We start from the raw sequence: 19,998 nt of genomic DNA, 5'->3' as shown, positions 1-19,998 counted from the left end.
AATGTGGAGTACTTTAGCAATAATTTGAACAGATCTTATGGAAAGTCATAAAGTTGTATGGGGCATCATCGGATGTGGTGATGTCACGGAAAAAAAAAGCGGACCTGCGCTCAATCTTGTTGATAATAGTCGGCTTATGGCTGTCATGCGAAGGGATGTGGCCAAAGCTGCTGACTATGCTGAGAGACATCAAGTCCCTTTGTGGTATTCACAGGCAGAAGATTTACTTGACAATAGCGATATCAATGCGATTTATATTGCAACACCGCCGTCGTCTCATCTTGGGTATGCACTGGCTGCTTTACGTAAAGGAAAACATGTTTATGTAGAAAAGCCTGTCACTTTAAATTCACTCGAAGCTGAATCTTTACTGGAGGAAGTGAGAGCCAGGGGTGGAAAGTTGGTTGTCGCGCATTATCGAAGAGCATTGCCTCTTTTTTTAAAAGTTAAGGAACTTATTGACCAAAGTGCAATCGGCGAGTTAAGAACCGTACAACTACGTTTGTGGCAAAGCAGAACACCAGATTTGGTGACGCAGGGTGCCGGCGATTGGCGTACTGATCCTTCCATTTCCGGAGGAGGTTATTTTTTTGATTTAGCGCCTCATCAGCTGGATTTGATGCTTTATCTTTTTGGGATGCCTGTATCCTATGATGGTTTTAGTTTAATTCAGGGTGAAAAGAGTGCTGTTGCGGATCAAACGACAGGGACCATTTTGTTTGAAAACCAACTTGTTTTTCAAGGAAGTTGGTGCTTCAATGTTGCCAAAGAAAATCAGATAGACAGGTGTGAAATTATTGGAAGCCTTGGTCGCATTACTTTTTCCATTTTTGGAAATACTGTTGCTATTCATACCAAATCAGAAGAGAAGGAATTTACATTTGACCATCCTGAAAATATTCAATTGCCGATGATTTCGCGTACAGTTGAATATTTCAGGGGTACCGGGCCAAATCCATCTCCGATTGAAGAAGCATTGGTTTTGATGAAGATTATAGATAATTTTTCGGTAATAAGATCATAATACATGACGCTGTTGATACACAGGTGCCTGCTGGAGTATATGTGTCAGTTACTATTGATCGTCTTATGTACCCTTATTTGTTGGGGAGTCCTCTCAGTCATTCAAAGGACTTTAGCTGAGGTTGTTTGTGTAAATTAATATTCTTTATACTAAAGACTAAATGTTATATTAGTGCTATTACTGGGGAGATGCCAAGCTAATCATCTTCTTGGTATTGAGTATAATATCAATATAAACCAATTAAACAATGGAGAGAAAAGAATTTATCCGAAGCACGAGCCTATTGGCGGCATCAGCATTTTTCGCCCAGTCTAAAGTATTCGGTTTTCAAGCCGATACAGTCCGTGTGGGGCTGATTGGTACCAATGGTATGGGCTGGTCAAATTTGAATGCGATCTTGCATATACCAGGAGTGGAGTGCACAGCATTATGTGATGTCGATGAAAATGTGTTGCGGAATCGAGTAGAGGAATTAAAGAAGCGCCAGATAAATGTAAAAGCTTACGTCGATTATAAAGATCTGCTGAGAGCAAAAGACGTCGATGTTGTTATTATCGCTACGCCAGATCATTGGCATTGCCTACAAATGGTTGATGCTGTTGCTGCGGGGAAAGATGTATACGTCGAAAAACCAATTGGTAACTCCATTCGCGAATGTGAAATTATGGTTGCAGCTGCTAAAAAGCATAAACGTGTTGTTCAGGTCGGGCAATGGCAACGAAGTCAGCAGCACTTCCGAGATGCTATGGATTTTGTCCACAGCGGAAAACTTGGAAAGATACGTCTTGTTAAGGCTTGGGCGTATCAGGGCTGGATGAAGAGTGTTCCAGTCCAAGCAGATGCTTCTGTTCCAGAAGGAGTGCATTACGATAAATGGCTAGGACCTGCTCCTAAGCGAGCGTTTAATCCCAATCGTTTTCATTTCAATTTTAGATGGTATTGGGACTACGCGGGTGGCCTGATGACTGATTGGGGGGTACATATGCTGGATTACGCTTTGATTGGCATGAAGGTGTCGGATCCGGTGTCTGTAATGGCTGCAGGAGGTAAATTCGCTTATCCAGAAGACGCTGCTGAAACACCAGATAGCTTAACTACGGTCTACGAGTTTGAGGGATTCAATGTGCAATGGGAGCAGGCAACAGGGATAGATTTAGGACCTTACCAGAAGAATCACGGCGTATCATTTATTGGTAATAATGGCACCCTTGTGGTAAATCGCGAGGGATGGGAAGTTATTCCAGAAAAAGGGCGAATGGATGCTGTGTCTTTTCAACGTTCACAGGATAACGGATTGGACAAGCATATGGTAAATTTTGTTGAAGCCGTTAGAAAGAGGTCAGCAGAAGGTTTAAATGCTCCGATAGAGGCCGGTGCGCATATAGCCATTTTCTCGCAGATGGGAAACATAGCGTATAGGTCTAAGAAGAAATTATTTTGGGATAAACAAAAGCGCAGTTTTAACGATAAAGATGCAGACCAATACTTGGCAAAAGTGTATCATAATGGCTATAATTTGCCCAAGGTATAAGACCTGCAAACAACCTTGGTCTATGTGATCTTAGCAGAATGAATTACTAACCTGTCTTCTGTACGATAGCAGATCAGGACTGAGGATATCTACAAAAGTAAGGCAGACGATTCATCCGTCTGCACCATGTATAGCTGCAATGGTTTGAATATCGATTTTCAAGACGTAATCCATTGCAGCTACTCTTGCAAAAGCGTATGTATTTTTTCAATAGACGTCTCGTTCTCCAAAAATTCAATATAAGGTAACAAAGGTTCGAGGTCGCTCTTATCCATCGTTTCTACGTCGTCAAATAAAGCATTTACAAAATCAGTGCAGAAGGATTTTCCAAAACTGTAGGTACTAATTCGGGTAAGATCCTCATAATTGATTTCTGTAGCATTCAAATTAAATACAAGTTCAGGAATTTCGTAATCACCTTCCGACGGATAGCCGATATACTTAAACATGCTTTCTTTCCATACACGAAATAAAATCTGATGCGAAACATGTTTTCCGAAGTATTCAAATACCTTGGAAAGTATATCGCCAGCAATTTCCCGTTCAAATATACCGGTAATGCTTTTGTCAATGATTTCGGCATAGGGAATAAAAATTGAGCTATCAAAATTAACATCAAAATTAGCCGTAAGCATTTTGGGAATAAGGTCTTTGGGCTGGATTCTTAAAAGTTGTCTTGCTGTTAAGGAGGTTAAATTGTGCTTTTGTTCTCGACCATGGCTGTCGGGGAGGTGTACTGTATGTTCTTTATCGAGGAGCGAGATGACGAATTTCCAATCTTCGGGCCTTTTGAGAATCCTGCAGTTATGAGCGAGATAGCCGCTCCTCTTGGGGTCGGCCTTCTTATCACCGACGATAACTTCTCCAGGCTGAATAATATGTTCTGGAGGAATTTTAAACCTACGTATATGTACAAAGAGTTCTTCTCCGGCAGGTAATGCAATCGTACCAAATCCTTTGTTATTGTCGAACCATTTGACTGCGCCGATAAACATGGCTGGGGTTGAGTTTTGTTTCAATAGCATAAAGATAAGTAATAAATGCATTTATTACCTATTGAAAATGAAAAATTTATTCTATAGCACACGTTGCTTGAGCATTTGCTCGCTCGTTCTAACGAATTAAACGTGATGTGTAAAAATAGCAAGTATATTCTTTGATTCGTCTTCAGCAAAAATGGGATTTGTGTCTCTTGAGTCAAAACGTTATTTTTATGGTTTGGATGGGAGTTCATTAATTAGAGCTAAACGTAATGACGAATATAGAGAAGCAAAAAATTATTTTGGTTGAGGACGAGCAGGACGTCGCTGATTTGATTGTACAAGGCTTAGGCGAGGATGGTTATCGAGTCATTCATCTGGCGCGTTCGGAAGGTTTGGAGCAGCTTTTGGCGAAGCAAGATGTCTCTCTTGTGCTATTGGATATTCTTTTGCCGGGAACTAACGGCCTCGATATCTGTAAACAAATCAGGCAATGGGGGTATACGGATCTTCCAGTAATGATGCTCACAGCCTTGGGAACGCCCGAAAATGTGGTTTTAGGGCTTGATAATGGAGCTGATGATTATCTTTCAAAGCCATTTAAACTTATCGAGCTTAAAGCGCGAATTCGATCATTGATTCGTCGGCAACAGTCGATTGTCCAGGCCACACAGCGTGAGCTTCAACCGTCAAAAGACACCTATAGTTATGGTTTTTTAAGTATCGATGATTATAAAAAAACAGCGTATTGCGACGGTCAGGAACTTAATTTAACAAGTACTGAATATCGTTTGCTCTTATTGTTTATTCAAAGGCCGAAAAAGGTATTTGAGCGAACGGAACTTTTAGACAAAATATGGGGAATTAATTTTGATATTGGATCAAATGTTGTCGATGTTTATGTGAATTATCTGAGAAAAAAGATTGAAAAAGTAACAAGAAAGAAGGCCATCCATACGGTTATTGGTATGGGATATGTACTAAAAATTGAAGACTGAATATTTCAAAATGCACAACTATAATCGTAAGCTTATCTACCTTATTGCAATCCTAATCATATATGTGAGTTGTTTTGTTGGCTTTATCTTTTATTCCGTTACGAATTTTGCTTTTACTGATTTTTATAAGCGGCTGGACCTCCGACGAAATATTGCCGCTGAAAAGTTTCTGAACAGTAAATCTGCTTCCCAAGCAGATCAGTGGAGCCTTGATTTTATTGAAAATCTCAATAATCAACATGAATTTTTGGTTGAATTTGATGGCAAGGATTCTATTTTAAGAAGCCAGGGATTCCACCATGAACTTTGGGATAAGATTAGTAAAAGGGGAACGTCAAATTTCAAGTCGGGCAAGCAATTTTATTCAACTAAATATTTCTCGCAAAACGGTCGTCACTATATTGTTGGGGCATCTGCGGAAAATTATTTTTATACCCATCATCTGGCTTACCTCCGGAACTTGCTCATTATAAGCCTGATTTTAGGTATCCTCTTTATTTTTGTTGTTTCGGTTTTCATGAAACGCTCATTCTTAAAGCCCATATTGACCATGATGAAGGAGGTACAGGCCATTGGTTCCGAAAATCTTTATAAGCGATTGGATGAGGATAAATATAAAGGTGAACTTCATGGTCTTGCACAGACATTTAACCGAATGTTGACGCGGTTAGAGACCTCTTTTGAAACTCAAAAAAACTTTATCAGCAATGCGTCCCATGAACTGAACACGCCATTAACTTCCATTATCGGGCAGGCAGATCTTGCCTTATCCAAAGAACGCAGCAATGAGGAGTACCAACGCACATTATCGAAAATTATTGAATCTGCAGAGCATCTGGAGAAAAAAACGAAAGCACTCTTATTGTTGGCGCGTACAGGTTTTGTAAACAATGCGACAACGTTCAATCCAGTTCGTATTGATCAGATCGTAATGGATGCCGAGCTGACAGTTAAGGCTATCAACGATAAATTTAAGATTATAACAGATTTTAGCCTATTACCAGATGATAGCATGCGACTTAAGGTGAATGGAAATGAAATTTTGCTCCAGCTTGCGCTGTCTAATATTATCAGTAATGCCTGTAAATATTCATCCGATAGAACCGCTTACATCGCATTAGGTGCATTGGACAACAAAGTTTTTATCCTTATCAAAGACAAGGGGATAGGAATACCATCCCGAGAATTAGATCATATTTACGATCCTTATTTTAGAGCTTCCAATACAAGTGGTATCGATGGTTATGGAATTGGCTTACCTTTGGCAAGAAATATCATTAAGCTGCATGGCGGTTCGTTGAAAGTCAACTCTATTGTAGGGGAAGGCACAACTGTTGAAGTGGAATTACCGACTTATCTGCGATTTTAATCCAGTTTTAATTTCAGTACAGTTTTTAATCCAGTTTTAATACTGTTGTCAACTTTCTAATCGAAAGCTAATTTTAGATTCATACCATTGCCATAACTGCGTTTTAACTTTGCTTAAAAAAATAGTATGGCTAAAACAACGCGCATATTAATTCCCAGCGATTTTACGGTTGATTCGCTTGATTTTGTCCAGCAGAGTATAGAAGAATCGGTGGCCGAGCAAATTGATATCATTCTGGTATACGGTAATAAAAGCAGTAGTTCAGCAAGTGAATTGCTCGGTATCGGATTGGATGATCAGCTCGATATGCTCCAATCTGAATCTTTCTTAAATGCTTGTCGTGTACTGTATCAGCGTTATCAAGACCGCCACCTCAATATCTTTGCCGATATTTTATGTACAGACAATAAAAACTATCTCCGACATTACCTCCGTGGGCAAGCTGTTGACGAAATTAGAATTCCTCGCAATTATAACTATAAAAAGAAGACACGTCATTTTTTTAATGTTGCTGAAGCGCTCCGAAATGTCGGGGGCCAAATTCGTTCGATCGTACTGTTTAGCGACAAGGGAGATCCTTCTCATCATAAAATGGCACTGACGAATGGGTAATCAGCAGAAATTGTCCAACTGTCATTGGATTAAAACATAATATTCAAATTATCTATTTTTTATTTTTATGGCGAAATTACACGGCGGACCATCTCCTTTGCAGCGTCTGGTTAGTCTCCTACATCCAGAACGTAAAACAATCAATTTTATATTTATTTATGCTATCGTCATTGGTATGTTTAGCCTGACAATTCCAATAGGGATTACAGCGATATTTAATTTTTTAAGCAACGGAGCAATGTATAGCTCTACTTATATTTTAATTGGTTTTGTGCTGTTTGGCGTGGTCATGGCCGGCACGTTACTGATCGGACAACTCACGCTGGTTGAATATTTAGAACAGAAAATCTTTCTAAAATCAGCAATAGAATTTTCGTATCGCCTTCCGCGAATTGATCCCAAGGAATTGTTAGGGGAAAATCTTGTGGAATTGGTGAATCGATTTTTTGATGTGATCATTATTCAAAAAGGAATTATTAAACTTTTGATCGATATCATCGCTGCAGTTGTAACCATCTTCTTTAGCGTGGTGTTATTGTCCTTTTACCATCCTGTGTTTTTGGCTTTTGGGTTGGTTGTGATCTGTGTTGTTATCATTATATTGGCGCTATATTATAAAAGGGGATTACGGACGAGCATTGAAGAATCCGAATACAAATATAAGACGGTGGCCTATTTAGAATCTGTTGCGGAGAATATAGCGCTTTATCGCGGGGACAAAGCAAAAATGCAGGCAGTGACAGACAATACAGATCATATTGTCGGTAAATATTTAGGAGCTCGCAATGATCATTTTAAGGTCTTAAAAAGGTTTTTCATAGGCTCTGTCATGCTTCGTACTCTACTGTTTGGGGCGATGCTTTTACTGGGATCTTATTATGTTGTTGAGCGACAAATGACTTTTGGGCAATTTGTGGCTGCCGAAGTCGTCATCGTTCAAATCGGTTATGCTATCGAGAAACTGATGACCAATCTAAATACGATTTTTGATATGCTGACAGGAGTAGTCAAGTTAGCGGCGATAACGGATCTTGCGTTGGAGGAGGACGCTGCTAATTATGTGGATTAACAAGGATGATAAGAGCGAAAAAACAGTTTCGTGGAGAGATCTCTCCCAGGATGCAGTATCTAAACTATTGAAAGAACGTGGATCACTCGTTTTGGGACGCCTTTTGGTATGCTCTGCGGTTATCTTTGCGCTTGCATTATTTCTGCCTTGGAGGCAGACAATTGCTGGAATAGGCACGGTAACCGCGCTTCGGCCCGAAGATAGACCACAGACGATACAAAATCAAATTGGCGGTCGTATCGAGTATTGGGCAGTTACTGAGGGACAGGAAGTGAAGAAAGGTGACACAATTTTGGTGCTTTCGGAAACTGCCCAATCTTATTTTGATCCAATGCTACCCTTGCGTTTAAAAGAGCAATTGCATGCTAAACAAAGCGGTGAGGATGCCGCAGATCAAAAAATGAAAGCCACCGAAGCGCAGATTGTAGCTTTACGTAACGGTTTGGAATTTCAACTCGAGTCTGCAAAAAATAAGGTGATACAGTCTCAAAATCTCGTGAAAATTGATAGTGCTGAACTCGTTGCGGTTGTGAGCTTTTTCGAGACCAGTGAAAAACGGCTTAAGCGCTACGAAGAGGGGTATCGAGATGGGCTGTTTTCTCTGACAGATATTGAAACAAGACGTCTAAATCTACAGAATGACCGAGCTAAAGTTGTTAGTGCCGAAAATAAGCTTTCCAATTCAAGGCAATCTTTAACCAATGCACAAATAGAATTAAATAACATTCGTGCAAAATATAACGAGTCATTAGCGAAAGCACAATCGGATTTAAGTTCTGCTTTTTCCTCTAAAGCTTCTGTGCAAGGTGATATTGCTAAACTCAAAAATGAAATTTCCAATATTGATGTGAGAAGAGGACTGTATATTGTTAGGGCGCCACAGGACGGATTTATTGTCAAGACTTTCAAAGCTGGAATAGGTGAAAATATGAAAGAGGGAGAGTCTGTGGCGACATTGCAGCCTAAAACCCCCTTGCTTGCCGTTGAACTGTATGTCAATGCGATGGATGTGCCATTGATAGCACCGGAAAGCGATGTACGGCTACAATTTGATGGGTGGCCATCGATACAGTTTTCAGGTTGGCCTTCAGTGGCAGTTGGTACTTTTGCAGGAAAAGTGTCGGTTATCGATAAAGTGAGCAGTACCAATGGTCAATTTAGGATCTTGGTGCGCGCAACAGCGCCGGTCCCTGAAGGGGATGAACCCTGGCCGGTCCAGTTAAATCAAGGGTCAGGGGTATTCGGAAGAGTTATTTTAAATAAAGTCCCTTTATGGTACGAGATATGGCGACAGTTAAATGGATTTCCGCCGAGTTTGGAGCGTGAACCTAAGGATAGTGGAAAAAAGTGATTATGCTATGAGCAAATTGAATCTCATTTTTATTGTATTGTATGTTTTTCTATGCCATTTGCTTCCCGCGCAGGAAAAGGAGAATACGGCGAGAAAAACGTTCACTTTGGGCGACATGGAGGCACTTTTGATGGCTAACCATCCGATTGTAAAACAAGTCAATCTATTGAGCGAGACGGCTAAAGCGCAGGTGATGCAGGGATTAGGTAAGTTTGATCCGACTATCAATGCAAGTTTTAAAAATAAATACTTCGGCAATAAGGAATACTACAACGCGTGGAATAGTGAGCTGAAAATTCCACTTTGGTTGGCTGGAGCCGACCTTAAAATTGCTTACGATAGGAATGTCGGTGACTATACCAACCCTCAATCCAGGACGAACAGCGCTGGCCTGTCTGCCGTAGGCTTAAGTATACCACTTGGACAAGGATTAATTATTGATAGCAGAAGAAATACGTTACAGCAGGCAAAAGCAATGGTACGCTATTTAGAAGGCGAAAAGATAAAGCAAATCAATAGCATTTGGTTCCAGGCAGTCTCAGATTACTGGAATTGGTATTTTGCCTATCAGCAATATCAGTTTTTACTGGAGGGTGTAAAATTAGCAGATCAACGTTTTAAGGCCATCAGTGAGCAAACCGTCTTGGGTGATAAACCTGCGATTGATTCGATTGAGGCCTCTGTCGTGGTCAAAGAAAGGTGGATAGAGCTTTCGAAGTATGAAGCCGAGTTAAAAAATGCCCGAATTATGTTATCTAATCACCTTTGGAATGATCAGCAATTTCCAGTGGAACTTCCAGATTACGCAGTTCCTCATAAGGCAGCTGGCGAAATTCTCTTGCCGGACAACAAAGTGATCCATGCGCTTCTTGATTCAGCCAAAATTGCCCATCCTGAATTGATCAAATTGGCGAGTAAAAATCAACAGCTCGAATTTGAGGAACGCTACCGTAAGGAAATGCTCAAACCAAAATTTACGGTTTCAGGAACACTGATATCAAGCCGCCGCAGTTTCAATGATTTTATACCACCACAGTATGATTTCAACTGGCAGAATTATAAACTGGGGTTTGAATTTGCATTTCCCCTATTTATCCGCAGCGAAAGGGGTAAATTAAAAGAGGTAAGAATTAAGTTAGATCAATTGCACTACGAACAGGCGGTTACGGAGCGCAACATTTACAATGATGTTATTAGAAAATACAACGAATTAACAGCATATAGCACGCAATTCGAACTTCATGCGTTGAATGTGAGTAACCAAGAACGTTTACTTAAGGGAGAGTTAAACAAGTTTGAACTAGGTGAATCAACCTTGTTTGTGGTCAATAGCAGAGAAAGCAAACTGATCGAAATGCGCATAAAGCAAGAAAAGCTTTTTACGGATTTTCGGAAGGCACTGGCAGAATTATACTACAAGGCCGGAACCAAATTTTAATCTACGTATTCTTTTTAATCTGATTTTAATCTGCGCATTCTTTTTAATCTCATTTTAATATCGATTTGAACATTCTAATAGAAAGTTAATTCCAGATTCATTCGATTGCCATGGTGGCCTATTAATTTTATATAAAAATAATTGGATATGGCAAAGGCAACGCGGGTATTAATTCCAAGTGATTTTACAATTGATTCGCTATTTTTTGTTATTCATAGCATCGAACAATCGACGGCAGAAGAGCTTGATATCATTCTAGTTTATGGGAATAAGAGTAGTACTTCGATCAGTGAATTATTAGGAATCACGTTGGAAGACCAACTTAGCAATCTTCAATCCGAAGATTTCTTGAAAGCCTGTCAAATGATCTGTCATCGGTATGAAAATCGTAAGCTAACAATCTATACCGATATCCTCAGCTCGGACAATCTCAATTATTTAAAGCATTATTTGCGTGGAGCTCGGATTGATGAAGTCAAAGTTCCAACAGATTATCAATTTGAAAAAAGAACACGGCACTTTTTTGACGTGGGACAGGCTTTGCTTCATTTGAACAGAAGTAAACAGAAAAATGTGAGGATCGTCGAAAAACCTGGAACAAACAAAACAGGGAGAAATGTGTTAGCGGATTTATTTTTTAACAAAAAATGGGATGTTAATTATTAAGAGAAAAATACTGGCAAAATTCAACTTTGTATTGTTGACTTTTCTGCTTTTGGGAGCGAGTTCAATGGTTGTTTTTTATGAAAACCCTGAGCGTCTTTTAGAAGGCGAATGGGAAGAGCAAGGTTGGTACTTTGAGAAAGTGGAGAAGTCGCCTATGTTTAAGAAGCAGACTGTTATTCATGAAGGAATAAAAGATGCCGCAATAGCTCATCTTCCGCCTTTGCAGGATGGGTTATGGCATTTTGAGAGGATGGGTGATAAAAATTTTATTGCCCATCATGAGGATCAACAATACAACTGGTTTTTGAAGGGGAGGGGGCACATCCTTGAGCTTCGAAAGAATGATGAGCTTATTGAAAGCTTTGTTATTCAGAAGCTCAACAAAAACCAATTGGTGCTGCACCTTAATTTGGATATGCAGACAAAAGGTATAGCGCGTATCGTGTTGAAAAAAGGAGGAAAGGAAAAATATGCTGAGAAAATATAGCAATCATAGGACCATCGAAGATAATATCAAGTTGGGCGGGATTACCGCTTTTTCGGCGGGAATGGTCAATGTCGCTTCCGTTATCGTCTTCTTCTCGTTTACATCCAATGTAACCGGTTACTATGCTGTTTTTGCCCAGGAGATAGCGAAAGGGAATTGGTATCAAGGGGCAGTGGTGTTGTTTTGGATATTACTTTTTTTGACGGGAAGTATGATTTCGAATCTTATCATTATCCATGGTAAAGGACGCTTTAGTTCCTACCTGACTCATTCTATTCCCTTGGCATTGGAAATACTGAGTATATTGTTTGTAGGCATATATCTGGATGTCTTTTATGAGGACTCTTTAAAAGAAACAGAGATACTTGTTGGCGCATTATTGTTTGCGATGGGATTACAAAATGGTTTAACCGCGAGCATATCAAATTTTGTCGTAAAAACGACACATTTAACCGGCTTGACGACAGATCTTGCCATATTAATTTCGATGTTTACAAAAGAATCAAACCGAAATAATAAGGCATTGGTGGATAAATTTCATTTGCTCTTGAGCATTGTGTCAGCTTATGTACTTGGTGGGCTCTTAAGTGGTATTTCTTTTACCTACTTATCGAACAAAACTTTTTACATCGTCTGTTTTGTTCTTCTAATTATCGGCTTGTACGATCATTACAAATTGTATATGCTGAAAAAGCAATTTGTAAATCGTCATCGTGAGGGGGCGGCGACCTAAAATGGGGGCTATATAATTTTATCCAGTTGGTATGGGAAATCTTCGTTCATCAGCTGTTTATAATTGAGGCAGAATTGTTGAAATTTTATACGGGCATCCTCTTGCTGATGTAAGGCAAACATCGCTCTTACTTGAGAGAATATAGCCTGCTCATTCAAGGGATCTAATAACAGTATGGCATGTGCTAACGCAATGCTTTTTTTATGTTGATGTTCGAGATCCGCTTGCTGAAGTTTCGCTAGAAAAATAGGAAGCAAACTTTGTTCAACTTCAGTTTTTAGGGTATCAAATACAGGGTGATCCAATCCCTGTAAGAACTTTCCCCGCTGAATGACTTGAGTTAATCTGCTTTCATTGATGCACGATGGATCAACCATTAACTGGATACATGCTACATAATCACAATAGAATTCTTCTGTTGTTTCAATAATAAATCGGCCCTTCTTATGCACAAGTTCTATTCCTGTAAATTCGTTTAGTACTTTTCTTAAATGGTTGATCGTGACTCCTCGCGAGTTCTTGACCTTATCTTCTGATTTGTCAGGCCACATCATCTGGCTGAAGTATGGAGAACTTATACCCGATCGGTGGGATAGAATGAGGCAAAATGCCTGCTTAAGCTTTGTGCTAAATAAATAGGAGACATCCCGTTTGTTTCGATCAAACGCACGAAACTCACCGAATAGAAAAATTGCATTCGGACGAACAAAATCGTCTTTTTTTGGCAATTCAGCGGTCACTGCTATTGGGTGTGTGATAAGTGCCGTCTCTTCTAGTAGATCAGTTAATTGTCTTTTTCCTTTTCTTTGCCTCCAAATAAAGTAGATACTCAATCCAACTATCCCCAATATCATCAAGAATAGAAATATCTTGCGGTGAGAACCATATCTAGGAAAGCTGTTTAGCTCAGACAGACTTATAGGAATCATGTTTAATGAATAAACCTTTAATGTCGATTGGATATCATCCTTTGATTCCTGAACCAACACTAGGAGTCTGCCTAACTGCTTATCCATATAAAGTTGGGCATGCGTACTTATTTTATCCGAGTAGATCGGGACGGAGTCGCCTACTATGGCAAAACTTCCGTCTAGAATCGAAAAGCGATAAAGTTGAATATTGGATTTTGTTAGATACTCTGGATAGCATAGAGCATAAAAGTGTGCCTCATCTGGAAAGACCAAACCTCGGGCTGGCACGATATGCTTGTCTTTCCACATGATGTCCCATTTTTTAATGATTTTCTTACTGTTCAAATTAATCTGATAAAAATCATACAGATATTTTCGCCCAACAATATGTTCTCCCGATTCATTTCCCATACCTCCGAATATATAGGCGGTATGATCTTCGGTACCTTTTCCAGCGGTAAGAAAATAACGCGGGAAGATTTTATCACCTGACCATCCCTCTAAGGTTTGCCATTTGTTGGAGTCGACATCGTAACGTCTAAATTCATCACTGTATGTCATATTGCCATAGCCCCCGAAAATATAGAACTGCCGATTTCTTTCGTCATAAAAAGAGCCATGATGATTTAGCTCCTTCTTGATCAGGTCGTAACTCTCGACTTTCCATTCGAAATTTTTAAGATCAAGACTGGCGACTGTAGGACCTAAATAAGATTGCGTATAAAAAAGTTCATAAACATAGAGTTTATTTGTCGTAGAGTCGATGAAATTGTTTCCTAAAACCAGTTTAACAGGACAGGGGTTTTGAAACGCCAGCTTATTCGTTTGATTGGTTTTTACATTGTATATGGTTATGGAATCCTGATTAAAATAATAAATCTCTTTCGTTCGCTGATTGTAACATGAGCCAGCTTGTGACGGTGAACTGTTCGAAAAAATATTTTTCCATCTGTAAGAATCTAGCATTAGCCATGTTGGATTGGAAACACTCCCGTAAGCATTGCCATCTTCATCGTGGACAATATGTCCCGCATTCTCCTTTAGCGGAAAGAAGTACTGATGCGTTGCATTTCCAATACGTACATTTTTGATCGACATCATGGGTACATCAATCAGATAATCACTTTTTCCAAAAACAATTCGGGGACTGTATACTCGCGGTAGCTTGACCTTTGGCGATTCAAACGCCTGATCCTGGATCTTAAGCTTAAAGACTTGCTCTTCAAGATCAAAGGTCAACTGAATGTTTATCCATTCCTCCTTAAATAGTCGCTGCTGATTTATTTTTGCGATGATCAGACTAGTCTTACCTTCTTCATTCAGGCGGAAAATACAGTTTTCTCCCTCTTCATCATAAAACAGATTATATATCGTGTTGTTGTCCTTATTCTTGACACGGAAAATATTACCTAAAGAGTTTGATGCGTAAATGGATAATTGAAATGCTAAGGTAAACTGCTTCTCGAATGAAATCTCCTTTTTATTAAATAATTCGTAGGAGGTCCGTTTATCTATAGGTTCATGGCCGGCGCTAAACTTGAGCCCCTGAGATAGGGAGAGTATCGGAATTAAAAGTAAAAAAAGAATATATAGTGTACAGCGTGGCATAGCACAATCAAAAACTTAAACCAATTAGTCGTCGACAATGAGCTGCTTATGTTACCTGTTGTCTCTTGTCGGCTTTTAATGAAATCGTAATGGTTAGGATATCCCTTACCAATATATCTAACAGCGTTAAAAGTATGCAAAAAAATGCGGCCAATAAAATAAAACCTATGTTACAATCACCAAGTTGTATTTGTATCATTGATGATAATATAAAAAAACGTGGGGGCTAGGGTTATCGTTTTATTTTTACGTTTTAACCCAAATTTAACCCAAAAAATAATCAGTCAATACTACCTTGCGTTCGAATTCCTACAGGTATTTCCGGTAGAAACTCGAACTAATTATAAATCGAAAATATCACTTATGAAAGTCTTTAAAAAGCTGCAATTTGTTATTGTTGCTTCTATATCCATGATGATTGTTCCTTATGGGTATGTCGAGGCACAAAAATCTTTTCCCGCTGCCGATAGCAATAACAGCCGCACTGTTCAAGAGCAAAACTTACGCCGTTCGATGGAACTTTTTGACCGGTCAATGGAAGTTTATTTCTCGGCCGATCGACAAGTTATGTATCGTTTTTATAACCCGGATACAAAGGTGCGCTCCCAAGAAAAAGCAAGTGTATGGATGTATTCCGCTTCGATAGAAGCTGTCAATGCCATTTTAGGGGGGCTTAAGTCGCAGAAAGAAAAGGGGAACTATCGTTTATTCGATCAAAACTATAAACGCTATGTTAATCTTTTGGCGGAGCTCCATGGTAATGCAGCCTATTATTTAGGTTCCTTCAACTTTACATCCTTTACACAGACAAAGGACTGGACAGTGTACGCTGTGGATCGTGTCGGGGAAAAAGGCAAAGCCAATGTAACCGGCGTACTCAATGTTTATGACGATCAGATGTGGATGATACGGGAGTTGATAGAGGGGTACCGGCTGACTGGTAAAGATACTTATCTAAAGGAAGCCGAGTATCTGACTGCTTATGTTCTGGATGGATGGGACTGCACACGCGATAATCGGGGGCATGAAAATGGTGGAATACCTTGGGGACCGGGCTATGTCACAAAACACGCCTGTAGCAATGCACCAATGGTTAGCCCGCTGGTTTGGTTACACGAAATTTATAAAACCAAGAAGGACCTAATAACATATCGATATATTGATATAGAAGACAAACAATCCCGCCGTTCGAAAACGATTCGGAAGAGCAAGTATTATTTGGATTTTGCTAAAAGGATTTATGCTTGGCAAAAGGATCATCTATTGAACGATAAAGGTGTATATGATGATATGCTGGGCGAATGTTATCCAGATTGCAGTGTTGCCTACGAAATTGTGGATGGTATAAAGTACCGAAAAAATACCCAATTGAGGAGAGCTGTTGGGACCTCTTTTTCGTATAACAGCGGTACAATGATTTCTGGAGCTGCCGATCTGTATCGGGCGACTCAATCAAAAATCTATTTGGAAGACGGAGAGCAGTTGACCGATGCGAGTTTCCAATATTTTGCTACACCGGGTTCGCAGGTTCCTACACACTATACTTATGCGTCGGATGGGTTTAATAACTGGTTTAATGGAGTATTGCTTCGAGGATTTCTTCAGATTTCTCCAGTTTTCAAAAAAGCTGGCAGCTATAAGAAATCCTTTCAACAGAATTTAGACTATGGATATACATACTTTTTGCGTTCAGGCTTATTGCCGCAAGATCTTCTCGGGGGGTGGCACGCAGACACAGGTAAAAACAACCTAGAGGGGATGTTCATGTTTGCCTATGCGGCACAGTACGCCATGCTATCTCAGGATCATGACGGGAAATAACCGGATGAGGTAGAAGATCAACGGAAGCAAGATTTATTTTAGTAACAGATATCAACAAAACCGAGCCTAAACGCTCATGAAATACTTCAAATAGCACAATCACTAGTTAAAACCAATTTATTAAGATGAAAAAGGATATAGGGAAATCGAGGCGGCGAATCAGCACACTGCTTGTGCTGATGGCGCTGGGTATTCCGTCCATCGGATGGGCCCAACAACGGAATGTCAGGGGAAAAGTATTGGATAGTAACAATAAGCCGATTGCTGGAGTGACGATATCGGTTCAGAACGCAGATAGTCGTATAGAGACAACGACTAACGCGGACGGAAGCTATTCTATTAGTGTTCCTGAAGGTAAAAAACTATTATTTAAATCCCTCGGCTTCAGTGCAAAGGAGGAGGTTACAGACGGGAAGTCTACGATTAATGTCGTATTGCAAAGTGATGACATGCAGCTGGAAACAGTTGTCGTAGTCGGTTACGGTACGCAGCGTAAACAATCCCTGACCGGTGCCATTGCATCTGTCAAGGGGACAGAAATGAGGCAGACGAAAAACGAAAATCCACAGAATATGCTAACTGGTCGCGTGGCCGGTGTACGTGTTTGGCAGAAGAGTGCAGAGCCAGGAGCTTATAGTGCTAATTTTGATATACGTGGTATGGGAGCTCCCTTAGTCGTAATTGACGGGGTACCCCGTACAAGTGAAGACTTTCAGCGTCTGAATCCAAGTGATATTGAAGACGTTTCGGTACTGAAGGATGCATCGGCTGCTATTTATGGGGTGAGGTCGGCAAATGGTGTTGTACTGGTAACGACAAAAAAGGGAAAGGAAGGGAAGACGATCGTCAATTATAATGGATCTTATACTTTTCAAAGGCCTTCGGGACTGCCTGTATTGGCTGATGCAATCAGTGCCATGACGGTCTATAATGAGAAATCCATGAACAATATCAATGGTGGTAGTCCCATATATACCGAGAAGGATTTTGAAGATTTTAGAAATGGTACTCGACGTTCGTCCGATTGGACAGGTCTGATTTTTTCAAAATATGCGCCGCAGACTCAACACGATGTTAGCTTTTCTGGTGGAAGTAATAAAGTTCAATATTATATTGGGGGAGGTTATTCCTACCAGCAAGGCTTTTTTAAATCAGGTGATCTCAATTATAATAAATACAATTTACGGTCTAATATTTCGGCAGAATTAGCTAAGGGATTGAAACTTGACTTAAATATCAGTGGCATGGCCGATCAGCAAAATAATCCTTACAACAGTGCTGTTGATATCATTCGGAATTATTGGCGTCAGGGTGTATTGTTTCCTGCATACGCAGATCCCAACAATACCTTGTTAAATTATGAGGGACTAGATTTAGAACAAAATACAGTCGCGATGATGGATGCATCTATTTCCGGCTATCGCAAATTCAAAAAGAAGACCTTTCAATCTTCCGCCGCATTGAATTATGAGCTGAGTAATTTATCTCCTTTTCTTCAAGGATTTTCGGCAAAGGCATTAATTAGTTACGATTACCGTGCAGATAACAATTCCCTATTCAGAAAAGAATATTATCAGTATGCGTTGAATAAAACAACGGGTAAATATGATCAGAAACTCTATAACTTGAGTAGTCCAAATCAAATGAAGCGGGAGTTTTATGATAAGCAACAGGTATTGGGGCAATTTATTTTGAATTATGATCGAACTTTTGGAAATCAACATAAGCTAGCTGCACTTGTCGGCTGGGAATCACAAAAAAACGATGGCGATAACTTCTATGGATTGAAAAATCTTGCTTTCGGTTCAGATCAATTGCTCGCTGGTGTAGAAGATGGACAAATGACTTCCATGTATGGTGGGATCGGTGACTATTATAATGAAGCGAAGTCTGCACTATTTGGACGTGTTAACTATGATTTTGCTGGACGTTATATTGCCGAATTCCAGTTTCGCTATGATGGATCTTCCCGTTTTGCAAAAGGGCATCAATGGGGATTTTTCCCTTCCGCTTCTGTAGGCTGGCGTATCTCTGAAGAGCCGTTTTTTAAATCGATCGACGCCCTCTCTTTTGTTAATCAACTGAAATTACGAGGTAGTTATGGTGTGCTGGGCGATGATTTGTCAGACTCATGGGATTTTGGTTGGGTACCGGGTTATGTTTATCCTGCAACCAGCGGAAATGCTGAAAATGGATACAACAATCAATATGCACCAGGCTACATTTTCGGTGATAAATACATTACGGGTGTAAGTCGAAAGGCTATCGCCAACGAGTTAATTACTTGGTATAAAGCGAAAACATTTAATGTAGGTTTAGATTTTGAAGGCTGGAACGGATTGTTCGGTTTTACCTTGGACTATTTTGAACGCACGCGATCAGGATTATTTCAACGGCGTACAAGTGAATTCCCTACAGTAATTGGGGCCATAGCCCCGATGGAAAATGCCAATAGTGATCGTCACATGGGATTAGAGTTGGAATTGAAACACCGTAATAAAATCAACGATTTCTCCTATAATATTCGCGCGATTGCCACGGTGACTAGAAATAAATATCTCACAGCTGTTCAAAATGGCCCATATAAAAACTCGTACGACCGTTGGCGTAATGACAACTTCAACAACCGGTATCAAGGGATACAATTTGGCTATGAATCGGCAGGACGGTTTGAAAATTGGGACGATATCTGGAGTTATCCAATTTACAAGGAACGTGATGTATTGCCTGGAGATTATAAATACCTAGATTGGAACGGGGATGGTGAAATCAACGATCAGGATGAACATCCATTTGCCTTTGATCAGACGCCTTGGGTCAATTATAGTTTGAACCTCGAAACAGCGTATAAAAATTTCGATATGAACCTCTTATTTCAAGGCTCAGCTTTGGGTTCAATGGAATATAAGGAACCACTTTATGCAATATGGGGAACAAATGGAGGCGGAACCCTTGAACAATATCTTGACCGCTGGCACCCTGTTAATCCATTGGCAGATCCTTATGATCCCGCAACTGAATGGGTTCGGGGCTATTATGGTTTCACCGGACGATATCCAAAATCCAATTCTGAATTTAATCGGGTGAGTACAGCTTATTTACGTCTTAAAAGCATCGAATTGGGGTACACCTTTTCGAATTTAAAAACATCCTCATCAATGCGATTACGTGTTTATGCAAATGCTTACAATTTATTTACGATCACAGGCGTACGATATGTGGATCCCGAACATCCAGACGATAATTTAGGTCGGATGTATCCATTGAATAAAACCTATTCATTAGGCTTATCGCTTACTTTTTAGCAAGCAAAAAAAATGTTCCAATGAAACCATCATAATTTATTCAATCTTATTGGGGAATGAATAAATCGGATAGCTTCATCACAATTGAAAAGCAA

At 39.9% G+C, this 19,998-nt stretch carries 15 protein-coding genes; 13 read left to right on the top strand and 2 right to left on the bottom strand.

Annotated elements, in window-relative coordinates:
* Positions 1–37 precede the first annotated feature (37 nt).
* Together VXM68_RS20395 and VXM68_RS20390 are read left to right on the top strand one after the other, a co-directional pair.
* Positions 38–1,024: a Gfo/Idh/MocA family protein gene (locus VXM68_RS20395; RefSeq protein ID WP_367209830.1), complete on the top strand. Its 987-nt coding sequence runs from the start codon at positions 38–40 to the stop codon at positions 1,022–1,024.
* Positions 1,025–1,271: 247 nt separating this feature from the next.
* Positions 1,272–2,555: a Gfo/Idh/MocA family protein gene (locus VXM68_RS20390; RefSeq protein ID WP_367209829.1), complete on the top strand. Its 1,284-nt coding sequence runs from the start codon at positions 1,272–1,274 to the stop codon at positions 2,553–2,555.
* A gap of 179 nt (positions 2,556–2,734) precedes the next feature.
* On the opposite strand, the gene VXM68_RS20385 is transcribed toward VXM68_RS20390, so the two are convergent.
* On the bottom strand, positions 2,735–3,601 hold the full coding sequence (locus VXM68_RS20385) for a cold-shock protein (RefSeq protein WP_293954557.1): 867 nt from the start codon (positions 3,599–3,601) through the stop codon (positions 2,735–2,737).
* Positions 3,602–3,807: 206 nt separating this feature from the next.
* Here VXM68_RS20385 and VXM68_RS20380 point away from each other — a divergent pair, with 206 nt between their 5' ends.
* The 9 genes from VXM68_RS20380 to VXM68_RS20340 all read left to right on the top strand — a co-directional run bounded on the left by VXM68_RS20380 (position 3,808) and on the right by VXM68_RS20340 (position 12,258).
* Positions 3,808–4,533 (top strand): response regulator transcription factor, encoded by a 726-nt coding sequence (locus VXM68_RS20380; RefSeq protein WP_293954560.1) that lies wholly within the window; start codon positions 3,808–3,810, stop codon positions 4,531–4,533.
* 10 nt (positions 4,534–4,543) lie between these two features.
* Positions 4,544–5,902, top strand: a complete 1,359-nt coding sequence (locus tag VXM68_RS20375; RefSeq protein ID WP_367209828.1) for an ATP-binding protein — start codon at positions 4,544–4,546, stop codon at positions 5,900–5,902.
* Positions 5,903–6,028: 126 nt separating this feature from the next.
* Entirely contained in the window at positions 6,029–6,514 is a 486-nt protein-coding gene (locus VXM68_RS20370) for a hypothetical protein (RefSeq protein ID WP_294182838.1), read from the top strand.
* Positions 6,515–6,581: 67 nt separating this feature from the next.
* Positions 6,582–7,583: an ABC transporter transmembrane domain-containing protein gene (locus VXM68_RS20365; protein WP_367209827.1), complete on the top strand. Its 1,002-nt coding sequence runs from the start codon at positions 6,582–6,584 to the stop codon at positions 7,581–7,583.
* Positions 7,573–8,934 (top strand): HlyD family efflux transporter periplasmic adaptor subunit, encoded by a 1,362-nt coding sequence (locus tag VXM68_RS20360; RefSeq protein ID WP_294182834.1) that lies wholly within the window; start codon positions 7,573–7,575, stop codon positions 8,932–8,934. Before VXM68_RS20365 ends, VXM68_RS20360 begins: the two co-directional genes overlap by 11 nt.
* A 7-nt stretch (positions 8,935–8,941) precedes the next feature.
* Positions 8,942–10,372, top strand: a complete 1,431-nt coding sequence (locus tag VXM68_RS20355) for a TolC family protein (RefSeq protein WP_294182832.1) — start codon at positions 8,942–8,944, stop codon at positions 10,370–10,372.
* A 147-nt stretch (positions 10,373–10,519) separates the two neighbouring features.
* Positions 10,520–11,038, top strand: coding sequence for a hypothetical protein (locus tag VXM68_RS20350; RefSeq protein WP_293954570.1), 519 nt, complete (start codon positions 10,520–10,522; stop codon positions 11,036–11,038).
* A complete protein-coding gene (locus tag VXM68_RS20345) occupies positions 11,025–11,525 on the top strand; it encodes a hypothetical protein (RefSeq protein WP_293954572.1) in 501 nt (166 codons plus the stop codon). The genes VXM68_RS20350 and VXM68_RS20345 overlap by 14 nt, the downstream gene beginning before the upstream one ends.
* Positions 11,509–12,258, top strand: coding sequence for a YoaK family protein (locus tag VXM68_RS20340; RefSeq protein WP_294182829.1), 750 nt, complete (start codon positions 11,509–11,511; stop codon positions 12,256–12,258). Before VXM68_RS20345 ends, VXM68_RS20340 begins: the two co-directional genes overlap by 17 nt.
* An 8-nt stretch (positions 12,259–12,266) precedes the next feature.
* On the opposite strand, the gene VXM68_RS20335 is transcribed toward VXM68_RS20340, so the two are convergent.
* A complete protein-coding gene (locus tag VXM68_RS20335) occupies positions 12,267–14,777 on the bottom strand; it encodes a kelch repeat-containing protein (protein ID WP_367209826.1) in 2,511 nt (836 codons plus the stop codon).
* Positions 14,778–15,140: 363 nt separating this feature from the next.
* Here VXM68_RS20335 and VXM68_RS20330 point away from each other — a divergent pair, with 363 nt between their 5' ends.
* Together VXM68_RS20330 and VXM68_RS20325 are read left to right on the top strand one after the other, a co-directional pair.
* Complete coding sequence (locus VXM68_RS20330) at positions 15,141–16,598, top strand: glycoside hydrolase family 76 protein (RefSeq protein ID WP_367209825.1); 1,458 nt, start codon at positions 15,141–15,143, stop codon at positions 16,596–16,598.
* Between the two features lie 125 nt (positions 16,599–16,723).
* Positions 16,724–19,903 (top strand): SusC/RagA family TonB-linked outer membrane protein, encoded by a 3,180-nt coding sequence (locus VXM68_RS20325; RefSeq protein ID WP_367209824.1) that lies wholly within the window; start codon positions 16,724–16,726, stop codon positions 19,901–19,903.
* Positions 19,904–19,998 lie beyond the last annotated feature (95 nt).

The sequence above is a fragment of the Sphingobacterium sp. R2 genome, assembly GCF_040760075.1.
GTDB lineage: Bacteria > Bacteroidota > Bacteroidia > Sphingobacteriales > Sphingobacteriaceae > Sphingobacterium.
The sequence above is the reverse complement of the archived record's forward strand: the minus strand, read 5'-3'. Positions and strand labels throughout refer to the sequence as shown.